The 24,117-nt window shown below is 69.9% G+C and carries 20 protein-coding genes and 3 pseudogenes; 8 read left to right on the forward strand and 15 right to left on the reverse strand.

All coding sequences use genetic code 11. From position 1 onward, the window contains the following. The first annotated feature begins 129 nt into the window (after positions 1–129). Positions 130–1,512 (forward strand): MFS transporter, encoded by a 1,383-nt coding sequence (locus tag ACRRRO_RS06710; protein WP_434081276.1) that lies wholly within the window; start codon positions 130–132, stop codon positions 1,510–1,512. A gap of 83 nt (positions 1,513–1,595) precedes the next feature. Beyond that, complete coding sequence (gene lhgO / locus ACRRRO_RS06715; RefSeq protein ID WP_424795694.1) at positions 1,596–2,822, forward strand: L-2-hydroxyglutarate oxidase; 1,227 nt, start codon at positions 1,596–1,598, stop codon at positions 2,820–2,822. Positions 2,823–2,926: 104 nt separating this feature from the next. On the opposite strand, the pseudogene ACRRRO_RS06720 reads toward lhgO, so the two are convergent. The 5 genes and pseudogenes from ACRRRO_RS06720 to ACRRRO_RS06740 form a co-directional block, all read right to left on the reverse strand. Beyond that, a pseudogene (locus ACRRRO_RS06720) lies at positions 2,927–3,633 on the reverse strand (MBL fold metallo-hydrolase). Between the two features lie 190 nt (positions 3,634–3,823). Then, on the reverse strand, positions 3,824–4,738 hold the full coding sequence (locus ACRRRO_RS06725; protein WP_424795692.1) for a cytochrome b/b6 domain-containing protein: 915 nt from the start codon (positions 4,736–4,738) through the stop codon (positions 3,824–3,826). A gap of 112 nt (positions 4,739–4,850) precedes the next feature. After that, entirely contained in the window at positions 4,851–5,819 is a 969-nt protein-coding gene (locus ACRRRO_RS06730; RefSeq protein ID WP_424787133.1) for an electron transfer flavoprotein subunit alpha/FixB family protein, read from the reverse strand. 10 nt (positions 5,820–5,829) lie between these two features. Then, entirely contained in the window at positions 5,830–6,600 is a 771-nt protein-coding gene (locus tag ACRRRO_RS06735; RefSeq protein WP_424795691.1) for an electron transfer flavoprotein subunit beta/FixA family protein, read from the reverse strand. Between the two features lie 154 nt (positions 6,601–6,754). Then, a complete protein-coding gene (locus ACRRRO_RS06740) occupies positions 6,755–7,936 on the reverse strand; it encodes an acyl-CoA dehydrogenase family protein (RefSeq protein ID WP_424795690.1) in 1,182 nt (393 codons plus the stop codon). A 109-nt stretch (positions 7,937–8,045) separates the two neighbouring features. Between ACRRRO_RS06740 and ACRRRO_RS06745 the strand changes: the two genes are divergently transcribed. Next, positions 8,046–8,825, forward strand: coding sequence for a TetR/AcrR family transcriptional regulator (locus ACRRRO_RS06745; protein WP_424795689.1), 780 nt, complete (start codon positions 8,046–8,048; stop codon positions 8,823–8,825). Positions 8,826–8,877: 52 nt separating this feature from the next. Here the strand turns inward: ACRRRO_RS06745 and ACRRRO_RS06750 are convergent, their stop codons facing one another. The 8 genes and pseudogenes from ACRRRO_RS06750 to ACRRRO_RS06785 all read right to left on the reverse strand — a co-directional run bounded on the left by ACRRRO_RS06750 (position 8,878) and on the right by ACRRRO_RS06785 (position 18,299). Then, entirely contained in the window at positions 8,878–11,133 is a 2,256-nt protein-coding gene (locus ACRRRO_RS06750; protein WP_424795688.1) for a thiamine pyrophosphate-dependent enzyme, read from the reverse strand. Positions 11,134–11,143: 10 nt separating this feature from the next. Next, a pseudogene (locus tag ACRRRO_RS06755) lies at positions 11,144–12,336 on the reverse strand (acyl-CoA dehydrogenase family protein). Further along, a complete protein-coding gene (locus tag ACRRRO_RS06760) occupies positions 12,333–12,944 on the reverse strand; it encodes an aldehyde dehydrogenase family protein (RefSeq protein WP_434081277.1) in 612 nt (203 codons plus the stop codon). Before ACRRRO_RS06760 ends, ACRRRO_RS06755 begins: the two are co-directional and overlap by 4 nt. Further along, entirely contained in the window at positions 12,892–13,839 is a 948-nt protein-coding gene (locus tag ACRRRO_RS06765) for an aldehyde dehydrogenase family protein (protein WP_434081278.1), read from the reverse strand. Before ACRRRO_RS06765 ends, ACRRRO_RS06760 begins: the two co-directional genes overlap by 53 nt. 40 nt (positions 13,840–13,879) lie before the next feature. Then, positions 13,880–14,992: a saccharopine dehydrogenase C-terminal domain-containing protein gene (locus ACRRRO_RS06770; protein ID WP_434081561.1), complete on the reverse strand. Its 1,113-nt coding sequence runs from the start codon at positions 14,990–14,992 to the stop codon at positions 13,880–13,882. 116 nt (positions 14,993–15,108) lie between these two features. After that, complete coding sequence (locus ACRRRO_RS06775; protein ID WP_424795685.1) at positions 15,109–15,549, reverse strand: hypothetical protein; 441 nt, start codon at positions 15,547–15,549, stop codon at positions 15,109–15,111. A gap of 57 nt (positions 15,550–15,606) precedes the next feature. Next, positions 15,607–17,583, reverse strand: coding sequence for a right-handed parallel beta-helix repeat-containing protein (locus ACRRRO_RS06780; protein WP_424795684.1), 1,977 nt, complete (start codon positions 17,581–17,583; stop codon positions 15,607–15,609). 530 nt (positions 17,584–18,113) lie between these two features. Then, positions 18,114–18,299 (reverse strand): hypothetical protein, encoded by a 186-nt coding sequence (locus ACRRRO_RS06785; RefSeq protein WP_434081631.1) that lies wholly within the window; start codon positions 18,297–18,299, stop codon positions 18,114–18,116. Between ACRRRO_RS06785 and ACRRRO_RS06790 the strand changes: the two are divergent. Beyond that, a pseudogene (locus ACRRRO_RS06790) lies at positions 18,247–18,357 on the forward strand (hypothetical protein); the annotation flags it as partial. The gene ACRRRO_RS06785 and the pseudogene ACRRRO_RS06790 overlap by 53 nt on opposite strands. On the opposite strand, the gene ACRRRO_RS06795 reads toward ACRRRO_RS06790, so the two are convergent. Beyond that, positions 18,328–18,900: a hypothetical protein gene (locus tag ACRRRO_RS06795; protein ID WP_434081632.1), complete on the reverse strand. Its 573-nt coding sequence runs from the start codon at positions 18,898–18,900 to the stop codon at positions 18,328–18,330. The pseudogene ACRRRO_RS06790 and the gene ACRRRO_RS06795 overlap by 30 nt on opposite strands. Positions 18,901–18,907: 7 nt before the next feature. Here ACRRRO_RS06795 and ACRRRO_RS06800 point away from each other — a divergent pair, with 7 nt between their 5' ends. Further along, entirely contained in the window at positions 18,908–19,648 is a 741-nt protein-coding gene (locus ACRRRO_RS06800) for a hypothetical protein (RefSeq protein WP_434081633.1), read from the forward strand. Positions 19,649–19,665: 17 nt separating this feature from the next. Here ACRRRO_RS06800 and ACRRRO_RS06805 read toward each other — a convergent pair whose 3' ends face one another. Beyond that, positions 19,666–20,670, reverse strand: a complete 1,005-nt coding sequence (locus ACRRRO_RS06805) for a LacI family DNA-binding transcriptional regulator (RefSeq protein ID WP_424787143.1) — start codon at positions 20,668–20,670, stop codon at positions 19,666–19,668. Between the two features lie 126 nt (positions 20,671–20,796). On the opposite strand from ACRRRO_RS06805, the gene ACRRRO_RS06810 reads away from it, so the two are divergent. The 3 genes from ACRRRO_RS06810 (at position 20,797) to ACRRRO_RS06820 (ending at position 24,039) form a co-directional block, all read left to right on the forward strand. After that, complete coding sequence (locus tag ACRRRO_RS06810; protein ID WP_424795682.1) at positions 20,797–22,122, forward strand: ABC transporter substrate-binding protein; 1,326 nt, start codon at positions 20,797–20,799, stop codon at positions 22,120–22,122. Positions 22,123–22,423: 301 nt separating this feature from the next. Next, the gene (locus tag ACRRRO_RS06815; protein ID WP_434081279.1) at positions 22,424–23,143 is read left to right on the forward strand and encodes a carbohydrate ABC transporter permease; all 720 of its coding nucleotides are present in this window, start codon (positions 22,424–22,426) and stop codon (positions 23,141–23,143) included. Beyond that, entirely contained in the window at positions 23,140–24,039 is a 900-nt protein-coding gene (locus tag ACRRRO_RS06820; protein ID WP_424787146.1) for a carbohydrate ABC transporter permease, read from the forward strand. Before ACRRRO_RS06815 ends, ACRRRO_RS06820 begins: the two co-directional genes overlap by 4 nt. Positions 24,040–24,117 lie beyond the last annotated feature (78 nt).

Consider the following 24,117-nt stretch of genomic DNA (forward strand, 5'->3'; position numbering starts at 1 on the left):
CATGGAATCGGCACTCTCGCCTAGATTGATCGATCCTGATGCATACAACGATCGACCCTGCTCGGTCACCACCGTGCGTGGAGCCCCACCAAGCCGCGGCGCCCGGGGAACCGCCGTAGGCTACGCCGGATGAGCAGGAGCGATCGCCTGTACAGCGCGGTGGTCACACGCGACCCGGAGGCCGAAGCCGACCTGGACGACCAGGTCCGCGCCGACGTGCCGCGCAACGGGATCCGCCTCGTCGGTGCGCACGCGTTGCAGAGCAGCGGAGACCAGACCGTCAACGCTTCCACCGTGCTGCCGTGGCTGTTCCAGGCCATCGGGGTGCCTCCGGCGTTGACCGGTCTCCTGGTCCCGATCCGCGAGTCCGGTTCGATGCTGCCGCAGGCGATGCTCACCCCGCTCGTGCTGCGGGTGCGCAGGCGCACGCTGGTGTTCGTCACCGGTGCCCTGGTGCAGGCGGTCGCGGTGGCCGCGATGGCCTTGGTGGCCGCGATCGGCTCCGGCCTCGGTGCGGGGGTGGCGATCCTGGCCGCCCTGGCCGTCTTCTCCCTCGGGCGCTCGCTGACGTCGATGTCCTCCAAGGACGTCCAGGGCCGCACCCTGCCCAAGGGTCAACGCGGGCAGATCAACGGCCTGTCCACCACCGCCGCCGGAATCGTGGCGATCACGCTGGGGGCGGCGCTGCGGATCCTCGGCGGCGGGGAGTTGGGCGCCGGGCAGATCGCCTGGCTGCTCGGTGCCGGCGCGGTGCTGTGGGTACTGACCGCGCTCGTCTACGCCGGCATCCGCGAGCCCTACGACAAGCCGGACAAGGAAGCCGACGACGACGACGCGACCCAGGCGGCTGCGTCGCACGGGCAGGGCGCCACCACGGAGCCGGGTACCACCAGGAGCCCGGGTTGGCTGGTGGCCTCGGTGACGTTGCTGCGCGAGGACAAGCCGTTCCGGCACTTCGTCATCGTCCGCAGCCTGCTGCTGGTCTCCGCCCTCAGCCCACCCTTCCTGGTCTCCCTGGCGATGACCTCCGGGGCCGGGGAACTCAGCGGCCTGGGAGGCTTCATCATCGCCTCGGGACTGTCGGCGCTCCTGGGTGGGCCGGTGGCCGGGCGTCTGGCGGACCGCTCCAGCCGCAACCTGATGGCCGCCGGGGCCGGGATCGCCTCGGCACTGCTGATCGCCATCGTGGTGGCCACCCTGCTGCCGGGTTTCGACGGCGCCAGCGGGTGGGGCGTGGCACTGTTCGTGGGCTCCTATTTCGCCCTCACCCTCATCCATACCGGGGTGCGGGTGGGGCGCAAGACCTACCTGGTGGACATGGCCGAGGGCGATCAGCGCACCAAGTACGTGGCCGTGTCGAACTCGGCGATGGGCATCATCCTGCTGGTCGCCGGTGCCCTGAGATCGGCGCTGTCCATCCTCGGAGTGCACTGGGCGCTGGTGTTCCTGGCCGGCCTCGGCGCCCTCGGCGTGCTGGCGGCCCGCCGCCTACCCGACGTCTCCGCCGGCTGACCCACCCCATCCACATCCCCTACCCCCGCGGCCATGGTCCGCGAGAGCACGGAACGAGGTCCGGTGACTGTAGCCTCCTTCCCATGGTGTCATCTCCCACCCACGGCGAGACTGCGAACATGATCGTTGTCGGCGGTGGGATCGTTGGCCTGGCCACGGCGCGAGAGGCGCTGCTGCGTCGTCCTGGCTCGGACGTCGTTGTGCTGGAGAAGGCCGACGACGTCGCCACCGCCCAGACCGGGCACAACTCTGGGGTGATCCACGCCGGGTTGTACTACTCGCCGGGATCGCTCAAGGCGCGACTGTGCAGGGCCGGAAGGGAACACACCATCCGGTTCTGCGACGAGCGCGGCATCGACTATCGCTCCATCGGCAAACTCGTGGTCGCCACTACTCCAGTTGAGGTGGACCGGATGCGTGGTCTGGCTCAACGTGCGAAGGCCAACGGCCTGGAACTCGAGGAGATCGAAGGCAGCCGGTTGGCCGAGATGGAGCCGAACGTCCGCGGCCTGGCTGCCCTGGTCTCACCGACCACCGGCGTCGTGGACTTCACTCGGGTTGCACGCGCCATGGCGGACCAGATCATCGAATTGGGCGGCCGGGTGGTGACCGGCGCCCAGGTGCAGCAGATCGCTGAACGACCCGACGTCGTCGTCGTCACTACTCAGACCGGGGAGTACCGCGGCGAGCGCCTGGTGGCCTGCGCCGGCTTGCAGGCCGACCGGCTGGCCCGCATGGGCGGGTTGGAAGTGGACTTCCGGATCGTGCCCTTCCGCGGTGAGTACTACCAGTTGCCCTCGCGACGCTCCGACGTCGTACGCCACTTGATCTACCCCGTACCGGACCCGGCACTGCCCTTCCTGGGGATCCACCTCAGCCCGACCATCGACGGACGGGTAACCGTGGGCCCCAACGCCGTCCTGGGTTTCGCCCGCGAAGGCTACCGGCGGGGTTCGGTGCAACTGGCAGACGTGGCTAGTTACGCATTCTTCCCGGGCATGTGGCGCTTCGCCGCCAAGTACGCACGCACAGGGATCACTGAGATGGGTAACTCCCTCTTCCGCCGCCGGTACCTAGAACTGGTCCGCAAGTACTGCCCGAGCATAGAGTTGACCGACCTCCAGCCACACCCGGCGGGGATCCGGGCCCAGGCCCTGCTACGCAGTGGGTCGATCGTGGACGACTTCCTGTTTCGCTCCACGCAGCGTCAACTCCATCTATGTAACGCACCCTCGCCGGCGGCGACCTCGGCGATCCCGATCGCCTCGCTTATCAATGATCGGCTCGAGACGACGGGCACGGAGCGGTGACTCGCCAGCGGAACGCTGCTCGGCGCGCTGGGCGTGCTGGCGGCCCAGCGCCCACCGACCTCTCCGCCGGCTGACCCACAACCCCCGGCTCCGCTGAGACCGCGTCAGGCGGGGTCGTGACCCAGGTGCACCAACTGGGCGCGCACGGTGGCCGTCGCCGCCAGGGCCAGGGTCTCCCCGAGGTCGCCGTAGACGGCGGTGACCACCTCGCTCGCGGTGCGGGCACCGGCGCGCACCGCGGCGTCCACCTGGTCCAACCGCTCACGCCGGTGCGCGAGCAAGGCGTTGAGGAAGTCCAGCGGCTCGGTCACCACCGGGCCGTGACCGGGGGCGATCGTGCGCACCACGCCCTCCCGTGCCAGCGAGATCAGCCGGGTCAGGGAGTCGAGGTAGTCACCGAGGTGACCCTCGGGCCAGGGCACCACCGACGTCCCCCGGCCCAGCACCGTGTCGCCGGTGAGCAGCACACCCTCCTCCGGGATCAGCAGGCACACCGAGTCCGCCGTGTGGCCCGGGGTGGCCAGCACCTCCAGGTTCCACCCGGCCGCCTGGATCCGCTCCCCCTCCCGCAGCGGCGAGTCGAGTCGGCCCCGCGTACCGCCGAACCGGTCAGCGCGGTCCACTCCGCGACCGCGCCGGTGTGGTCCCGGTGATGGTGGGTCAGCAGCGTCAGCGCCACCGGCCCGGCCGCCTCGTGCACCACAGCGAGGTGCTGCGCCACCCCGGCCGGCCCGGGGTCGACGACGACGCCGCCCCCGGGCGCAGGACCGGGCGCCCGGAGCACCCAGGTGTTGGTGCCCTCCAGCGTCATCGGCCCCGGATTCGGCGCCAGGACCGCCCGGACCCCGGTGCCGGCAGCGCCACCGCGCCACGCCCTCGTCACGCCCGGCCCGCTTCCGGTGCGCACGCCACCGCAGGGCCCGGGCAGGCGCCGCCCGACGGCAGACCGCGGCCGGGTGCGGCTGCGCGCGATCGCCCCGCCACGTCGTCGGCCATCAGCCTCAGCGGGTGACCTTGCCGCTCATGGAGGCGATCGGGGACAGGAACACCGGCCGGGCCAGGACCCAACCGATGACGGTGACCACCAGTGAGGCGGCGAAGACGCCCAAGCCCACCCAGCTGACCTCGTCACGGGCGGCGTACATCACGTTCAGGTTCTGCAGCACACCGGTGGTCAGCACCAGCGTGACGTGCACGATGATGAAGAACACGAAGTACACCATCACCGCGAAGTGAACCTTGCGAGCCGCTTCGATCGGCACCAGTCTGCTCGCGCGCCACTCCGGCTTCCACGCCGGAGATATCCGCGCCCCGGTGATCGCCGCCAGCGGCGCAGCGATGAACACCGTGATGAAGTAGGCCAGCACCTGCAGCCCGTTATAGGCCGCCCACCCGCTATGACTGGGGATATCCAGGGACAGGTACTGCAGCGCGGCCGACAGCGCGTTGGGGAAGATCTCGAGGCTGGTGGGCACGATCCGCATCCAGTGCCCGGTGGCGAAGATCAGCACCGCGAACACCAGGCCGTTGAGGACCCAGAGCACATCCAGGCTCACGTGCAGCCACTTGTCCATGCTGATGCGCTGCGGGCGCTTACCCCACAGGAACCCGGGCTTCTTCGCCGTCCAGTGCGCCTTGGGACGCTGGGTGGTGCGGATCAACCACCCGGTGCGGATGATCAGCACGATCAGGAACATGTTCAGGAAGTGCTGCCAGCCCACCCAGCCCGGGATACCCACCGGAGCGGCCTCCGGCTGGGGAGCATCCCCGCCGTACGTGGCGATGAAGGACTCCACCCCCGCCATCCCCCGCAGCCACCGGGCCAGCAGCACCACCACCACCAGCACCACCAGGGCAGCCGGGATCGCGATCGCCAACTGCTTGCCCCGGCTGCGTTGCCGACCGGTCGTGCTCATCGTGTTCTCCTCCTGGGCCACGGGCCGGTGAGTCGCCCTCGCTGACCCACCGGCCACCATCATGCCGCCTGCTTCGCAGTCCGCGCTGACTTCCGAACGCGCGCCGGCGCCGTCACTGCGTGCGGTGACGCTCCAACGCCTCCAGGAACTGCGGGACCACCTCGAACAGGTCGCCCACCACACCGAAGTCGGCCAGTTCGAAGATGCCCGACTCCGGGTCGCTGTCGACCGCCACGATCGTCTTGGAGGTCTGCATGCCCGAACGGTGCTGGATCGCACCGGAGATGCCCAGCGCGATATACAGCTTCGGGGACACGGTGGTCCCGGTCTGGCCGACCTGCGCCGAGTTCGCCACGTAGCCGGCATCGACCGCCGCACGGGAGGCACCCACGGCGGCGCCGAGGGCGTCGGCCAACTGCTCCACCAGGGCGAAGTTCTCCTTCGATCCGACGCCGCGGCCACCGGCCACCACCACGTCGGCGGCGCGCAGGTCGGGGCGCTCGGTCGCCGCGGTGGCCTCACGCAGGTTCGCCACCGGCGCCCCGTGGCCGGCCTCGACCGACCCGCGGGTCACCGCCGGCTCGGCGGCCGGCGCGGCGCCGGAGATCGCGCCCTCACGCACGGCGATCACCGCCAGTGGGCCCTCGATGGTGGACTCCACGTCCCACTCGCCACCGAAGACCGAGTGCGTGAGCACGAGTTGCTCGTTCTGGGTACGCAGCCCGGTCACGTCCACCGCCAGGCCGGCACCGGTGCGCATCGCGAACCGGGCACCCGCCTCACGGGGCTCCAGCGCATCGGGCACCAGGACCACCGCCGGGTCGTACTGGCCGGCGGCCTGCTCCAGCGCCGCCACCATCGGGCCCACCAGGACCGAACCGACCCCGTCGGACTCGGCAAGGTGCACATGGGCGGCACCCAGGGACCCGAGTCGTGCCACCAACGCGTCACCGGCCCCCGGCGCCGCGGCCACCACCGCGACGGGGGTGCCCAGATCGGCAGCGGCCTTCAGCAACGGCCCGGCCGATGCTGCGACATCCCCGGTCGGGGAGAGGTCGACCAATACAAGAACGTTCGCCATGGATCCTCCCTCAGACCAGGTTCTCTTGGGACAGGTACTCGAACAGCTTCTGCCCGCCGTCGCCCTCATCGACCACCTTGACGCCGGCCTCCCGGGCCGGGCGTTGGGCGGCGGACAGCACCGAGGTGCGGGTGACCGCCTGCTCGGGCAGCCCGGCGATGTCGCCCAGGGACAGCGCCTGGGTGGGCTTCTTGCGGGCCCTCATGATGCCCCGGAAGTTCGGGAACCGGCCCTCCGGGGTGCGCTCGGTCACCGAGATCACTGCCGGCAGGTCCGCGCGCACCTCGGCCACGCCGCCGGTCGCCTCGCGCTCACCGGAGACGCCCTGCGCGGTGATGCTCACCGAGTCCAGGTGGGTCAGGTGCGGCACACCCAGCGCTTCGGCCACCATCGCCGGGACCACGCCACCGCCACCGTCGGTGGACACGTCGCCGGCGATCACCAGATCGAAGCCGACCTGCTTGATCGCCGCCGCGAGCACCCCGCTGGTGCGGACCATGTCCGCGCCGACCAGGCCGTCGTCCTTGACGTGCACGGCGGAGTCGGCGCCCATCGCCAGACCCTTGCGCAGCGACTCCTTGGCCGCCTCTGGCCCCATCGTCATCACCACGACCTCGGCGTCGGCGCCGTCCTTGTAGACCAGCGCGGCCTCGATGGCCCGCTCGCCGACCTCGTCGATCACCGCCTCGCTGGCTCCGCGGTCCACCCGCCCGGTCTGGGGGTCGAGCCTGCGCTGGCCCCAGGTGTCCGGAACGTTCTTGATCAGAACGACAATCTTCATTGGCTCCATCCATCCATTCCCTCGACCTCGTGCATGTGCTGGGTGACCGTCACCGTGCTCCTGCGCCTCCGCCGGTGCGGCGCGCGGCGGGCCACCTCGGTTCAGTCCGGTACCGGTTGAACCCACCGCGCTCCCGGGCGGAGCGCGGCGACGCTCATCTCCTGGACTTCTTCAGCAACTCCCTGGCCATGACCACCCGCTGGATCTGGTTGGTGCCTTCGTAGATCTGGGTGATCTTGGCATCGCGCATCATCCGCTCCACAGGATAGTCCCGCGTGTACCCGTAGCCACCGAGCAACTGCACCGCGTCGGTGGTCACCTCCATCGCCACGTCGGAGGCGAAGGCCTTGGCGGCCGCCCCGAAGAAGGGCAGGTCGGGGGCCTCGATCTCGGCCTTGCCCGCGGCGGCGTAGGTGAGCTGGCGGGCCGCCTCGACCTTCATGCCCATGTCGGCGAGCATGAACTGCAGACCCTGGAACTCCGCGATCGGGCGGCCGAACTGCTGGCGTTCCTGGACGTAACCCAGGGCCAGGTCAAGGGCGCCCTGGGCGATCCCCACGGCCTGGGCGGCGATCCCCACCCGGGTGTGGTCCAGCACCCGCATGGCCAGCACGAAGCCGGCGCCCTCCGGCCCGATGATCCGGTCCGCCGGGATGTGCACGTTGTCCAGGTACACCTCGCGGGTGGGCGAGCCCTTGATGCCCATCTTCTTCTCCGGGGCACCGAAGGAGACACCCTCATCGGACTTCTCCACCACGAACGCCGAGTGGCGCTGGTGCCGGGAGGTGGGGTCGGTGACGGCAAGCACGGTGTAGTAGTCCGAGACGCCGGCGTTGGTGATCCAACGCTTGACCCCGTTCAGAACCCAACTGCCGTCCTCCTGCTTCACCGCGGTGGTCTTCATCGAGGCGGCGTCGGAACCGGCGTCCGGCTCGGACAGGCAGTAGGAGAACATCGCCTCACCGCTGGCCACCGGCGGCAGGTACTTCTGCTTCAGCTCCTCCGAGCCGGCCAGGATGAGCGCGAGGCTGCCGAGTTTGTTCACGCCCGGGATCAGCGAGGCCGAGGCATCCACGCGGGCCACCTCCTCCACCACGATGCAGGCCGCCAGCGCATCGGCGCCCTGGCCGCCGTAGGCCTCCGGGATGTGCGGGGCCATGAAGTCGGTGGCGGTGAGCGCCTCCCGCGCCTCGGCGGGGAACTCGCTGTTCTCATCCGCCTTCGCGGCGTGCGGGGCGATCTTGGTCTCACAGATGTCGCGCAGTGCCGCGCGTAGTTCGACGTACTCCTCCGGCAGCACGAATGCCGGATTCGGTGCGAATGCCGTGTCAGTCATCGGATCTTCCTCCTGGTCGTCCTCGTCCGGCGCGCCCGCGCTGGTACGCAGTTCCATATTGACGGTACCATGTTCCAACTACACGTGGTAGTGCGCATGAGGAGGATGGATGAGCGAGCCGAACCCCCAACGTGAGCGAGTCATCGAGGCGGCGTTCCAGCTCTTCGCCGAACGCGGGTACGAAGGCACGACGGTGGAGGACATCGCCGCCCGGGCCGGGGTGGGCCGGACCACCTTCTTCCGGTTGTTCCGCACCAAGGAGTCGGTGGTCTTCCCCGCCCACGAGCATCTGCTCGCCGCGATCGAGGCCCGCCTGGCCACCGCCACCCCGAGCACCGGCAAGGTGGCCCTGACCGAGGCCTCCGGGCTGGTGCTGAACCATTACCTGGGTGAGGGTGAGCGGGCCCGGCAGCGCTATGGCCTGACCCGGCAGGTCGAGGCGCTCCGGGAGCGTGAGCGCGCCAGCATCCACCAGTACGAGCGGCTGTTCAAGCGCTTCATCCACCAGTGGTGGGGCGGGGACCTGACGTCACTGTTGCGGGCCGAACTCACCGCCAACGCGGTGGTGACCGCACACAACCACGTGCTGCGGGCGTGGCTGCGCGGCTCGATCAGCGCCGAGGAGGCGTTGCCCTGGTTCCGCGAGGTGATCGCCGAACTGGACTCCATGCTCGTGTGGTACGGCGAGCACGGCGACATGGCCGGCGGCGGGCAGCAGATCGGCAGCACGGCCAGCGCGAGCCCCGGCCCGGCGGATGCAGCCGGCGGAGATGCCGACGGCGGTACGCACGGTGTCCCAGCGAGCGAGCCCGACCCGGCGGTGATCGTGATCCGCGACGCGGCCCGCCTGGAGGAACTCCTCCCCCGGATCCAGCGAATGCTCTCCTAGCCCCCGAGCCGGCCGGTTTGGGGCCCCTCCGACCGGTTCGCGGCTGAAGGGCTCAGGGCCGGGTCAACTCCAGGGCCCGCTGCAGGATGGTGTCCTCGTCCAGCAGCACGTCCAGGGCGGCGTCGCCGAGCGGGACGAAACTGTCCGCGCTGGTCACCCGCCCGATCCGGCCGGTGAAACCTCCGTCGATCAACGCGGCCACGACCGCCTCGGAGACTCCCCCGGAGCGGCGGGTCTCATCGACCACGAGCACCGTGCCGGTGGCCTCGGCAGCCGCCAACAGATCCTCCTCCGGCAGCGGCGCCAACCAGCGCAGGTCCAGCACCCGGGCCCGCACCCCGCGGGCCTCCAGTTGCCGGGCCACCCGCAGACTCATGTGCAGCCCGTTCGCCCAGGACACCAGGGTCAGGTCCGCACCGTCCCCGTAGCAGCGGGCCGACCCGATCGGCACCTGCGCCTCCGCCCACCGGTCCGGGCCCGGATAGGGGTCGGTCCACAGCCCATCGCCCTCGGTGTGCAGATCGCGGGTGTGATAGAGCGCGATCGGCTCCACGAACGCGCTCACCGTGCCATCGGACAACCCGGCGGCCACCAGGGTGCGCAGCATCGCCGCCGCGTCTTCGGCCCGCGCCGGCGAGGCCACCACCAGGCCCGGGATGTCGCGCAGCACCGCCACCGAGTTGTCGTTGTGGAAGTGGCCCCCGAAGCCCTTCTGGTACCCGTACCCGGCGATCCGCACCACCATCGGATTGCGGTAGGCGCCGGTGGAGAAGAACTGCAGCGTGGCGGCCTCACCGCGCAACTGGTCCTCGGCGTTGTGCAGGTAGGCCAGGTACTGGATCTCCGGGATCGGCAGCAGACCGCTCAGCCCCGCCCCCAGAGCGACCCCGAGGATGGTCTGCTCATCCAGGATCGTGTCGAACACCCGCGCCGGCCCGAACGCCTTGCGCAGACCCCGGGTCACCCCGTACACCCCGCCCTTTCGGGCCACGTCCTCGCCGAACACCAGTGCACCCGGATGCGCCGCCAGCACATCGTGCAGCGCGGCGTTGATCGACTGCGCCAGCGTCCGCCCGGACCCCTCCTCCGGTAGCGAGCGGCCGAACACCGCCGAGCGCGCCGCGTCATCACCTGCTCGCGGCACCACCCGTGCCACCTCCGCCGGCCGGCGCGGCGCCAGTGGGCCCATCACCTGCTCCCGGCCGGCCAACCGGGGCAGCGCGGCCACCTCCCGGGCCATCCGCCGCACACGCTCCCGGGCGGCCTCGTACCGGTCCAGCACCTCATCGGGCCGCAACACCCCGGCCTGCACCAGCCACCGGGCCGTGCCCAGCAGCGGATCCCGGTCCAGGTCCGCGGCGATGGCCGACGGCGGGCGGTAGGCACTCTCCACGTCCGAGCCGGCGTGTCCCATCAGACGCACCGTGCGTAGGTGGAGGAACGTGGGCCGACGACGACGGCGAACGTACTCGGCCGCGTCCCGTGCCGCTGCGAGCGCCTCGGGCAGGTTCGCCCCGTCCGCCTGGAGGTAGCGCAGCCCGGTGCGGCCGGCGTAGGCGGCGGCGATCCACCCGGGCGGGTTCGGCACGCTCAGCCCCAGGCCGTTGTCCTCGCACACGATCAGCAACGGCATCGGCAGGCCGCGGTGGGCCACCTGGAGAGCGGCGTTCACCGCGCCGGCGGCGGTGGAGTGGTTCATCGAGGCATCCCCGAAGCTGGCGACCACCACCGCGTCGGTGGGCCACGGCGTGGGCACGCCCAGCTTCGCGGCCAGGGAGATGGAGAAGGCGGTGCCCATCGCCCGGGGGGCGTGCGAGGCGATCGTGGAGGTCTGCGGGACCACGTGCAACTCCCCGCGCCCGAACACCTTGTGCCGCCCGCCGGCTATCGGCTCACCGGCGGCACCGACCAGCCCGAGCAGGATGTCGCGCTCACCGTCGATGCCGGGCACCTGGCCGGCGCGCTGGAGATAGAACGCCCCGGACCGGTAGTGCAGCATGGCCGGGTCGGTGGGGCGCAGTGCGGCGGCCACGGCGGCGTTGCCCTCGTGGCCCGCGGACCGGATGGTGTAGAACCCCTGGTTCCGTGCCCGTAGTTCGCGGGCCACCAGATCCAGGTGGCGGGAGGCGATCTGGACCTCGAACAGTTCCAGGGCCTCGGCTGCCGGCAGCCCCAGACCGGCTGGAGCGGCTGACCCCGCTGCACCGGCTAGCCCGGCCGGCGCGGCAACACCGGACACCCCGGCCGGTCCGGCGGAACCGGCCATCTGCCGGACCCGCTCGACGAAGTGCTCATCCGGACCCTGCATCACGGGCACCTCAACGGAACGCGGCGATACCCGTGAGGGCCTGCCCGATCACCAGGGCGTGCATCTCGCTGGTGCCCTCATAGGTCAGCACCGACTCCAGGTTGTTCGCGTGCCGCATCACCGGGTACTCGGCGCTGATCCCACTCGCACCGAGGATGGTGCGACAGGTCCGGGCGATCTCCAGCGATTCGCGCACGTTGTTCAACTTGCCCAGGCTCACCTGCTGGTGCGCCAGATCCCCGGCGTCCTTGCGCCGGCCCAGATGCAGTGCCAGCAGCACGCCCTTGCCGTACTCCAGGGTCATGTCCGCGAACTTGGCTTGGGTGAGCTGGAACCCGGCGATCGGCCGGTCGAACTGCTCCCGCGTGCCCGCGTACTCCAGGGCGGTGAGCAGGCAGGTGCGGGCCGAACCCAGCGCCCCGAACACGATCCCGAACCGGGCCTCGTTCAGGCAGCGCAACGGCCCGGACAGCCCCCGGGCTTCCGGCAGCATCGCCTCGGCGGGCAACCGCACGTCCTGCAGCACCAGTTCGGAGGTGACCGAGGCACGCAGGGACATCTTCCGTTCGATCTCCGGGGCGCTGAAGCCGGGGGTGTCGGTGGGGACGGCGAATCCGCGGATGCCCTCCTCGGTACGCGCCCACACCACGGCCACGTCCGCGATGGAGCCGTTGGTGATCCACATCTTGGTGCCGTTGAGCACCCAGTCGCTGCCGTCGCGGCGGGCGGTGGTGCGCATCCCGGCAGGGTCGGAGCCGTGGTCGGGTTCGGTCAGGCCGAAGCACCCGATCGCCTCGCCGGTGGCCATCCGCGGCAGCCAGTGCTCCTTCTGCTCCTCCGATCCGAAGGCGTGGATGGCGAACATGGCCAGGGAGCCCCCTGCACGCTGACCAACGATCGGATCCCCGAGTCCGCGGCCTCCAGTTCCAGGCACGCCAGCCCGTAGGCGGTGGCGGACATGCCCGCGCACCCATAGCCCTGCAGGTGCATGCCCAGCAGGCCCACCTCGCCCAGGGTCCGGGCCAGTTCCCGGGCCGGTAGTTGCCCGTCCTCGTACCACTGCGCCACGTCGGGCAGCACGTGCTTGTCCATCATGGCCCGAACGGTGCCCCGGACCTCCTTCTCCTCCTCCGACAGGAGGGAGTCGATCGCGAACAACTGATCCGGGGTCATCGACGCCGGGCGTTGCGAGGAGGTGCTCATCCGAACTCCACCCCCTGGGCCAACGGGAGTTCGCGTGAGTAGTTGACTGTGTTGGTGGTCCGGCGCATGTAGATCTTCCACGCATCGGACCCGGACTCGCGCCCACCGCCGGTGTCCTTCTCCCCACCGAAGGCACCACCGATCTCCGCCCCGGAGGGCCCGATGTTGACGTTGGCGATCCCGGTGTCCGAGCCGGTCGCGGACAGGAACGTCTCCGCCTCCAGCACATCGCGGGTGAAGATCGAGGAGGACAGCCCTTGGGTGACGCCGTTGTGCAGGGCGATGGCCTCGTCGAAATCGGTGTAGGTGAGCACGTACAACAGCGGCGCGAAGGTCTCGGTGCGCACGACCTCGGTCTGGGCGGGCATGTCCACGATCGCCGGCTGCACGTACACCCCGGACCCGGGCCCGGGCACGCGCTCGCCGCCGGTGATCAGCGTGCCGCCGTCCGCGGTGGCCCGGTCGATCGCGGCGGTGAACCGCTCCGCCGAAACCTCCTCCAGCAGCGGGCCCACCAGAGTGCCCCCGTCCAGCGGGGAGCCGATCGGGAGCGTCTCATACGCCGACTTCAACCGCTCGACCAGTTCGTCCTTGACGTCGGCGTGCACGATCAGGCGGCGCAGGGTGGTGCACCGCTGCCCGGCGGTACCGACGGCGGAGAAACACCACGCCGCGCACGGTCAGGTCCAGGTCCGCGCTCGGGGCCACGATCGCGGCGTTGTTCCCGCCCAGTTCCAGCAGGGTGCGGCCCAGGCGGGCGGCTACGCGGGGGGCGACCTTCTTGCCCATCGCGGTGGAGCCGGTGGCCGAGATCAGCGGCACGCGCTCGTCGTCGACCATCACCTGCCCGACCGATGCATCCCCCAGCAGCACCGCGCCGAGCCCGGCCGGTGCCCCCACGCGCCGGGCTGCCTGCTCCAGCAGCGCCAGGGTGCCCAACGCCGTCAGCGGCGTCTTCTCCGAGGGCTTCCAGATCACCGGGTCACCGCAGGTCAGCGCCAGTGCGGCGTTCCAGGAGAACACGGCCACGGGGAAGTTGAAGGCGGTGATCACCCCGACCACGCCGAGTGGGTGCCACTGCTCCATCATCCGGTGCCCGGGGCGCTCGGAGGCGATGGTCAGCCCGAAGAGTTGGCGGGACAGCCCGGTGGCGAGGTCACAGATGTCGATCATCTCCTGCACCTCACCGGCGCCCTCGCTGGGGATCTTGCCCGCCTCCAGGGTGACCAGGGTGCCCAGGTCGTCCTTGTGCTCGCGCAGCAGGTTGCCCCACTCGCGCACCAGGGCGCCGCGCTCGGGGGCCGGGACGGTGCGCCAGGCTGTGAAGGCCTCCTGAGCGGTGGTGATGAGGTCGTCGACGTCCGCTGGGGTGTGGCTGCGCAGCCGGCCCAGTTCGCTGCCGTCGATCGGGGTGCGCACGATCAGGTCGCCGTCGTCGTGGAAGGGGTCCTGCGCCCCCAGTCGCGCCAGTGTCTGCTGCGCCAGTGTGGCCAGATCCGTCATGACAGGTCCTTTCCGCAGGAGATGGTTCCGTGGGTGGTGATCAGCGAACCCGCCTGGGTGTCCACCGGTCGGACAGGGCGATGTCCTCCTGGCGGATGAAGCCGGTATTCGGCAATCGTCCCGTGGCGGCCAATTCCACCATGGACACCGCTGAGGCGGAGGTGATCCAGGAGATCGCCCGCCAGGTGCGCCCGCCGATCTCGATGGGCCGGAAGGCGCGCACGTCGTTGAGGCGTTGCAGCGTCCCCTCACGCACACCCTCCACCGCGGCGTGCAGATGCACCACATCGTCGTTGACCGGCGGCTTGGCGTTGACGAGGATCTCATCGGCCAGTTCGCGCCGGTCGCGCAGGTGCAACTCGTCGAAGAGGAACTGCATCTGCTTGAAGTGGCCCGGGTAGCGCAGCGTCTTGTAATCCAGCCGTTGCACCCGGCCCTCGTAGGTCTGGCACATCGTGCCCAGCCCGCCGGAGGTCAGGGCCGCCTCGAACTCCACGCCCCCGATCACCACGCGTTCCTTCGCGGTCATCGCCGGGACCATCTGGCGGCGGCCGCCGCGCACCACCTCACAGTCGTTCAGGTACTCGTTCACCACCCCCAGGGAGGACCAGTTGAACGCATAGCCGAGTAGGCCGGTGGGGTTCTGCGGCAGCGCACCCACCTTGAGCTCGATGGAGCGGATCTCCTCGAAAACCGCCGCCATGGACGCGCCGATGATGCCGATCAACCCCGGGGCCAGGCCGCACTGGGGGGCGAAGATGGCGGTGGAGTCCTGGGCGAGGTCACGCACCCGGTTGGTGGTCGGGATGTCCTCGGTGAGGTCGAAGTAGTGCACACCCACCTGCCGGGCGGCCTCTGCCACGGCGATGTTGTGCTGATAGGGCAGGCACGTCAGCACCGCGTCGGCCGTGCCCAGCGCCTCGCGCAAACGGTGGGAGTCGGTGACGTCGAGCTGCTTGACCGCGAAGCCCAGGTCCGCCCGCGGACGAGAGTCGTACCCCACCACGCTGAACCCCGAACGCATCAGCAGATCGGCAACGAGTTCGCCGACCTTCCCGATCCCGAGCACGGCAACGGTATTGAACGAACGTTCCACAGTGAACTCCCTCTGATTCGGGCGGGTCCCGCCCTTGTCGGCGTTGCTCCGGTGCAGATGTTACCCAGCACCGTCCGGAGTCTATCGTTGTTACTGATTTACCTCAGGCAGTGTGACGCCGATGCGAGGGGTGCCAGTCGCCCGGTCGCCCCGTAGCCGGGTGCGCGCCGCTCCTACTGTCCGGAGTCAGTCGGCAGCGGGTCCCGGGGGTCGGCGCAGAGGAAGAAGTCCTCCTCCGCGGCGGCGTGGTATCGGTGCTCGACGCCGTCGGCGGCCAGGACGAGCAGGTCACCCTCGGTCAACACCTGGATGTAGGACATGCCCTCCTCCGGGCACCCGATCGACCCATCCGGCCACGTCACCGACCGCTGCTCGATCACCTCGATGTCCCCCGGGTCGGCGCCGGTGCGCTCGGCCAGGTCCGCCCGCGCGTCCTGCACGCGTGGGTCATCCGGGGAGTCCGCGTCGTCGTCATCCGGGCCGGCGGGGCTTTCGGGCACGGTCCCGATCTCGTCGGGATCATCCCCGGGGTCGCTGCCGCCGGCCCCGCAGGCACTCAGGCCGAGAAGGAGCCCGAACACCAGCACGGCCACGCGATAGCCCCTGGTCGTCATCGCCGATCACCTCCGCCCCGACTATGTCACCGGCGCGGGGATCGCTTCACCACGGTCTCACCACAGACGACGGCGGAACTCACCCTCGGCGAGTTCGGCGAAGGGTCCCGCCGGGTAGCGGGCCCCGGTGTCCCGGTCCTGGCCGAGCAGGTCCGAGCCGAGCGCCACCGGGGCGCCGTCGGGCTGGTCGAACTCGGCATCGACGAACCGCACCCGCGGCAGGTCCTCGCTGGTGATCAGGCCCAGCCCTGCGTGACCGGATCCCTCGGGCAGGAGGAGTTGCAGGTAGCCGGTCTCGCCGTCGTCGTGGACCTGCAGGCTCGCCGCCCCGGCGAGCACCCGCGCGGAGTCCTCCCCCTCAAAGGGCCGGGCCCCGGCGAGGTAGAGGTTCTCGCGAGCGTAGACCGCCTGTGGCACACCGTTGAAGCGGCGGTGGTCCCCGTTCGGGAACCGGCTGTGCACGCGCTGGATGTACTCGGCGAAACTGCCCGGATAGCCGTTGTAGCCGGCCAGCCCGTATCCGGCGTTCGGGTCGGCGAGGATCGTGTCGGGGCCGTAGGCATCGGCGATGTCGCCGCCGAGGAAGATGTTGCCGAGCCACCGGTCGTCGCCGGCCTGGATGAAGGCGTAGCCGGCCACCTGGGTGCTGTGCGGCAGGTGGTAGGGTGTGGCCCGTTCCATCTCCTGCTCGATCCGCACCGACCCGCCCACCAGGTTGTGCACGTACGCGCCGCCCTGGCTCATCGACTCGATCGCGACCGGGGAGGCCAGCACATTGTGGTCCACCAGGTAGGGGCCGTGGCTGACCTCGATGAACAGGTCGCGCTTGTTGGCGTACAGGATGTTGTGGTTGACCCGGGTGCCCTGGGTCTGCCAGTCCAGCCAGATCGCCAGGGTGCAGTCGTGGATCCGGTTCCGGCTGATCTGCACGTCGATCGGGGCGTGCAGTTTGATGCCGCCGATCTCGTGGCCGAAGAACTCCCGCTTGATCGCGATGTTGTGGATGTGGTTGTCCTCGATGGTGGAGAAGACACAACCCAGGTGGCCAACGATGCCGTTCTGCCCGCAGTCGTAGATGGTGTTGCCGCGGATCACGTGGGAGCCGATGTGCTCGCGGTCCCAGCCGTACTGGCGGGCGGTGAAGACCGACTCGATCTGGTACTGATAGCCCGGTTTGTCCCGGCGGGTGGTGGCGAAGTTGTGCCCGGTGGAGGCCTCCTTGCCGATGGAGATCGCCGAGCACTTGGCGTCGTGGATGATGTTGTTCTCGATCACCCAGCCCTTGGCCCAGTTCGGGCCGATCAGGCCGGGCTGGTCGGCCGTCGGCGGGGTCCAGGGGGTGGCGGCCTGGGCCAGTTCGAAACCGCGCACGGTGATGTAGTCCACGTGCGGTCGGTCGGGCAGGAACACCGCCGGGCGCACGTTCACCTCGACCAGGGCCTGGTTGGGGTCCGCGTCCTGGAAGTTCGCCCAGACGGTGGTGCTGTCCCGCCCGACCTCGGCGTACCACACGAAGCGGGTCTGCTCCGGGTCGCGGATGTGGTCGGTGGTGTCGGTCCAGTGGTCGACGGCGGAGGTGCGCAGGGGTGGGTCGGCCACCTCGGCGCGGGAGTGGACCTCGTAGAAACTGCGCCCGTTCAGGTACACCTCGCCCAGGTGCTTGGGCGGAGCCCCGGCGGGGTAGAGGACCCAGTCCCCGGACACGGTTTCGGCGAACGGGTTGAACTCACCGAAGAGGCTGTTGTCGATGTTTGCGCGCCACACCGTGCCCCCGTCGCGCTCCCAGCCGGTGATCTGCTCGGAGCCCTTGATCACCACCTGCTCACCATCGGCGGCCTGGTAGGTGATCCGGCGCCGGTCGCTGCGGCCACCGTGGGCCGGGCGTACCCACTCCCGGTACACCCCACCGTGGACGAGCACGGTGTCACCCGGCTGGGCGATCTGGGCGGCGTGGTTGATGGTGCGCAGAGGGGCGGAGGCCGAGCCGTCGTCCCGGTCGGAGCCGGTGGTGGCGACGTGCAGCACAGCAGACATTGACGGTTTCCTCCGGTCGGTTGTTCGGGTGATCCCCTGGTCGGTGACGGTACGCGGGGTTCGCTGCGTTGACCACACCCCGGTCCCCGCGGGGGTGCGCACACTGCTGGACCTGATGGAGGGGCACCCACCGGCCTCCCACCACATCCAACTCGCCACCCACCTGGTGGCCCGGGACTCCACCCGACCGCTCCCCTAGGCTGGTACCCCACGGCAGATCCAGCGGGAGCACAGGTGAACAGCGCAGACACCAGCCAGGACGAGACCGAGGCCGAGTCCACGCCCACACTCGCATCGCCGGCCGCGCCCGGATCCGCATCCGCGACCCCCGCCGATCACGACTACTCGCCCTGGTTGTTTCCCGGCCGCGCCACCGATGACCAGCGCCGGGCCCAGGCCGACCACCAGCACCGGTTGCGCCAGCAGAATCCGGGCTGGCGGATCGGCACCGACGCCTACCTGAGCCCGCTGGCCTCGGTCCAGGCCGAGCGGCTCGACCTCGGCGATCGCACCTACGTGGCCGCCCACGCCTACCTCACCGACGAGGTGGCGTTCGGTCCGGACTGCTCGATCAACGCCTTCACCGTGGTGCGCGGGAGCGTCCGGGCCGGAACCGGGGTGCGCATCGGCGCACACACCTCGATCCTGGCCTTCAACCACACCATGGACGACCCCGAGGAGTTCATCTTCCGCCAGCCGTTGACCGCCCGCGGCATCACCATCGGCGACGACGTCTGGATCGGCTCACACGCGGTGCTGCTGGACGGCATCAACGTCGGGGACAAGAGCGTCATCGCCGCCGGCGCCGTGGTCACCAAGGACGTTCCGGACGGAGCGGTGGTGGGCGGGAACCCGGCACGCCTGATCCGGTGGCGGGTGCCCCCCGAGGGGCCGACGACGACGGCAGCCGGGCTGGGCGCACCGGCGGAAGCCGGGCAGGGGCGCACCGGAGCCGAACCGGCACGCACCGGACCGGCCGACACCAGGCCCGCGGACGCGGGAAGCGCCGAACCGGACCCTGCCGGAGAGCTGCGAGCGTTCGCCGACCGCGCCCGTGCGCAGGTGCGGGAGTTGATGGAGCGCGCCTTCGATACCGACCTGGGCCTGTTCCGGGACCGCCCCGGCACCGGAGTCACCGTACGGGCCCAGTGCGACGCGATCGAGATCGCCGACCTGCTGCTCGGCCGCGCCCCGGACCAACTCGACGAAGCGGACCAGATCCAGCGACTGACCTCCTGGCAGCGCCCGGGCGGCCAGATCCCCGAACTGCGGCCCGACGGCACCCAGGAGGAGGGTGACGCCGGCCCGCGCTACCACGTCCTGCGTGGGGTACGCCCTCGACCTGCTCGGCGCACACCTGCCGCACCCCACGCCGTCGGCACTGACCCCGGCGCAACTACGCGAACAGGTCGGCGCCCTGCCCTGGCGGACCAACGCCTGGAACGCCGGCGACGGCGTCGACGCGCTGGCGACCGGGCTGCGCTGGGACCTGCCGCGCGGCAGGGCCGATCAGACCCTGGCCGATGCGCTGTTCGGCTGGCTGCACCGGCACGTCGACCCGGGCACCGGGATGTGGGGCAGCCTGCGCGACCAGGAACCGCTGCTGGTGGTGAACGGCTACTACCGGCTCACCCGCGGCACCTTCGCCCAGTTCGGGCTGCCGGTCCCCTACCCCGAAGCCGTGATCGACACGGTGCTGCGCCACGCCGGCGACGAGCGCTACTTCACACCGGAGCGGCAGAACGCCTGCAACGTGCTGGACGTAGCCCACCCATTGTGGCTGGCCGGGCGGCAAACCCCACACCGACGCGGCGAGATCACCGCGCTGGCTCACCGGCTGCTCGGCGACGCCCTGGGCACCTGGCACCACGGCTCCGGCTTCGCCTTCGCCGCTCCCGGAGCAGCCGACCAGGGCGCGGCGGGCAACCGGCCCGGCCTGCAGGGCACCGAGATGTGGCTGAGCATCATCTGGCTGCTGGCCGACCTGGTCGGCCAATCCGCCGACCTGGGCTACCGGCCGCGTGGGGTGCACCGGGTGGAGTCGGTGCCGCAACTGCGCACCTAGTGCAGGTGGTCGGGTAGTCAGCGCACCGGCCCGCAGCTGCCGCGTTCCACCAGTCGCGTGGGCAGCCGCACATGCGCCTCGGTCTGCCGGCCCGCGAGCAGGTCGATCAACATCGTCAGGGCCCGCTCACCCATCTGTTGGATGGGCTGTTCCACCGTGGTCAGCGCCGGGGTGGTCAGGGCCGACTCCGGGATGTTGTCGAAGCCGACGATCGACAGATCCTCCGGCACCCGCAAGCCGGCCTCGGCAGCCGCCTCCAGAACACCCATCGCGGACAGGTCGTTCGCGGCAAAGACCGCCGTGGGCGGATTCTGCTCCGCCAGCATCTCCGCCACCGCACCTGCGGCCGGCTCCCCGGTGTAGTCACCGAAGCGCACCAGTGCGTCGTCGACCTCCAACCCGGCGCCCTGCATGGCGGCACGGTACCCACGCTCGCGCTCCCTGGAGGAGTTCAGGTCATCACGCCCGCCGATGAAGGCAATGCGCCGGTGGCCCAGCCCGAGGAGGTGCTCGGTGGCGGCCTTCGCCCCGCCGAAACTGTCGGAGTCCACGGTGGGCAGCGCCGTCGGCCCGGTGTGGGGGTCCACAGCGACCACCGCCACTCCCGCAGGAACCTCCACGATCGTGGGGGTGCACAGGATCGCCCCGTCGATCAAGGTGCCGTGCAGTTGGCTGAGCGAGCGCCGCTCCCAGCCCGCGGTCTCCTGACCGGCCCGGCCCACCGAGTAGGCGAGCAGTTCATAGCCGGTGTCGTGTACCGCCCGGGAGGCACCCTTGAGCAACTCGGTGCTGAACGGCTCGAAGTCGGCCACCAGGATGCCCAGCACATTGGTGCGCAGGCTGCGCAGGCTGCGCGCACCCAGGCTGGAGACGTAGCCCAGATCCTCGATCACCCCACGCACGTGCGCGCCGGTGGCGGCCGCTACCCCGTAGCGGTCATTGATCACCTTCGACACCGTGGCGGTGGAGACACCCGCCACCCGTGCCACATCAGCGATCGTCACTCGCCGCGCAATCGTCATTCCTACAACCTAGCGCGCTCCAGACTGAATCTCGCTTTGCTTATAAATCGTTATCGAAATCGATTGACGAGTCTTTGTTCAACCTGCAAACATTCAAGTCACGTCAAGGACGACCTTGGAGGAGACATGTCACGACGTCGAGTAGCGACAACGATCGCCGCAGCAAGTTTGACCGCGCTGGTTCTCGCCGCCTGTGGCGGCGACAACGGTACGAACGGAGACACCGACCCGGGCAGCAATGGCACGCAGAACGGTGCGGCCGACGGTGAGGAGGTCACCATCACGTGGTGGCACAACTCCAACAATGATCCGGGCCAGTCCTTCTACGAGCAGGCCGCCGAGGACTTCATGGCCGACAACCCGGGGGTGACCATCGAGATCACCGCGATCGCCCACGACGACATGCTCACCCGGTTGGACGCGGCCTTCCAGACCGGCGACCACCCGGACATCTTCATGGAGCGCGGTGGTGGGGAGACCGCCTCACACGCCGAGGCCGGCCTGCTGCGCGACCTGACCGACGACGCCGCGGACACCATCGGCGTGGTGGAGGCCTACACCGGTGGCTACACCGTGGACGAGCGTGTCTACGCCATCCCCTTCACCTCCGGCGTGGTGGGCTTCTGGTACAACCAGGACCTGTTCGAGGAGGCCGGGATCTCCGAGACGCCCACCACGATGGAGGAGTTCAACGACACGGTGGACGCACTCAAGGCAGCCGACATCGAGCCGGTCTCGGTGGGTGCGGGCGAGGGCTGGCCGGCAGCGCACTATTACTACTACTACGCCCTGCGCGCCTGCGCCGAGGAGGCCGTGGTGGCCGCGGTGGAGCAGCACGACTTCTCCGACGCCTGCTGGGTCAGTGCCGGGGAGCACCTGCAGGAGTTGATCGAGACCGAGCCGTTCAACGAGGGCTTCCTGGCCACCCCGGCCCAGACCGGCCCCACCAGCGCATCCGGCCTGCTGGCCACCGAGCAGGTGGCGATGGAGTTGGCCGGGCACTGGGAGCCGGGTGTGATGCAGGGCCTGATGGATGACAACACCATCCCGTTCAACCTGGGCTGGTTCGGCTTCCCCGCCATCGACGGTGGCGAAGGAGACCAGGGCGCAGTCCTCGGCGGCGGTGACGCCTGGGGCCTGAACGCCGACGCCCCGGACGCCGCAGTGGACTTCGTGGCCTACCTGCTCAGCGACGAGATCCAGATCGGCTTCGCCGAGAACGACATGGGCCTGCCCACCAACCCAGCGGCCAGTGACTCGGTCTCGGATGAGGCCCTGGCCGAGTTGCTCACCACCCGGGACGAGGCCTCGCTGGTGCAGCTGTACTTCGACACCGCCTTCGGTGAGAACATCGGTGGCGCGATGAACGAAGCCGTCGTGGACATCTTTGCGGGACAGGGTTCCCCGCAGGACGTGGTCGACGCGATGGTCGACGCCGCCGCCAACGAGTAATACCCGATGGCACAACCGGTTTCCGCCCCGCCGGCCCGCCCAGGTTCTGCACCTGGCGGGCCCGGCGGGGCCTCCCGCACCCGGAAGGGCCGGTCCGCACCGCAGCGCAGGCCACGGTCCTCGTGGCGCAAGCGCGCTGAGATCGCCTTCTTCAGCGCCCCGGCCCTGGCCCTGGTGGCCGTCTTCATCGCCTTCCCGGTGGCCCAGGCGGTGCGGTACTCCTTCTACCGGTGGAACGGCCTGGGACCGCTGGAGAACTGGATCGGGCTGGAGAACTACGCGCGGGGCGCTGAGTCACAGCGTGTTCACCGACGCGGTGGTCAACAACCTGACCATCGTGGTGTTGTCGGTGCTGATCCAGTTGCCCCTGGGCCTGGGGATCGCGCTGCTGCTGAACCGGCAGATGTGGGGCCAGTCGCTCCTCCGGGTGATCATCTTCATCCCCTACGTGCTCGCCGAGGTCGTGGCCGGGGTGGTCTGGTTCCTGCTGCTGCAGCCCCGCGGCATGGTCAACGACCTGCTGGAGACGGTCGGCCTGGGTGAGTGGACCCAGTTGTGGCTGGCGGACACCGAGATCGCGCTGTGGACCGTGATGGGGGTGCTCACCTGGAAGTACCTCGGCCTGGCGGTGATCCTGATGCTAGCCGGCCTGCAGGGCGTGCCCCCCGAGTTGTACGAGGCCGCCCAGATCGACGGCGCCTCCTGGTGGAAGGTGCAGTTCAAGATCACCATCCCGCTGCTCGGTCCCACCATCCGCACCTGGGCCTTCCTGTCCATGATCGGGTCCCTGCAACTGTTCGACATGGTATGGATCCTCACCGGCGGCGGGCCGGCGAACGCCACCGTCACCATGGCGGTGTACCTGATCGACCAGGGCACCAACCGCAGCCTGTACGGCTACGCCTCGGCGGTGGCGGTGCTGCTGTTCGCGATCTCCCTGACCCTGGCCGCGTTGTACCAGGTGTTCGTCCTGCGCCGCGACACCACTGACGCACCGAAGCCGAGAAGGAAGAAGCGATGAGCGCGCCCGTGGTCCCGTCCGAGAAGCCGGCCGTCCTGGACGAGCCGGCCACCCGTCGTCGTCGACGGAGCTCCAACGCCTTCGCCGGCGGCAACCCGATCGTGTACGCCATCGCGCTGGTGGTGGTGGCCATGACCGTGGGCCCGGTCCTCTACGCCGCGCTCGGGGGCTTCCGCACCAACGCGCAACTCGCGATGAACCCGGTGGGCATGCCGGACCCGTGGGTGTTCACCAACTACATCGACGTGATCACCTCCGGTACCTTCTGGCGGCTGGCGATGAACTCCACCGTGATCGCACTGGTGACCACGGTGGTGGTGTGCGTGGCCGGAGTGATGGCCGCCTACCCACTGGCGCGGTACACCTTCGCCGGCCGGGAGATCCTCTTCCTGATCTTCACCCTCGGCCTGCTGTTCCCGTTGACGGTGGCGATCATCCCGCTGTTCCTGATGATCCGGGACATGGGACTGACCAACTCCGTCCTCGGGGTGGCGCTGCCCCAAGCGGCCTTCGCGCTGCCGATGACGGTGGTCATCCTGCGCCCGTTCCTACGTGCCCTGCCGGTGGAACTCGAGGAGGCCGCGCTGATCGACGGTGCCTCCCGGATCGGGTTCTTCTGGCGGATCCTGCTGCCGCTGTCCGGCCCCGGTCTGGTCACCGTGGGAGTGCTGGCGTTCGTGGCCTCCTGGAACGCCTACTTGCTACCGCTGCTGATCCTGTCCTCCCCCAGCGCACAGACCCTGCCGCTGGGGGTGGCGAACTTCTCCACCGAGCACGCCCAGGACACCGCCGGTGTACTCGCCTTCACCACCCTGGCGATGATCCCGGCACTGGTGTTCTTCCTGGCGATGGAGAAGCGGATCGTCTCCGGTCTGCAGGGCGCAGTGAAGGGGTGATGCCCGTAACCCACCAGAGGGACTGACCGGCCACTCCGTCCACCGCCGCGGAGTGCGCCTTGACTACACCGGCGGGTA

The sequence above is a fragment of the Sanguibacter sp. Z1732 genome (genome assembly GCF_051020515.1).
Lineage (GTDB): Bacteria > Actinomycetota > Actinomycetes > Actinomycetales > Beutenbergiaceae > CALKWS01.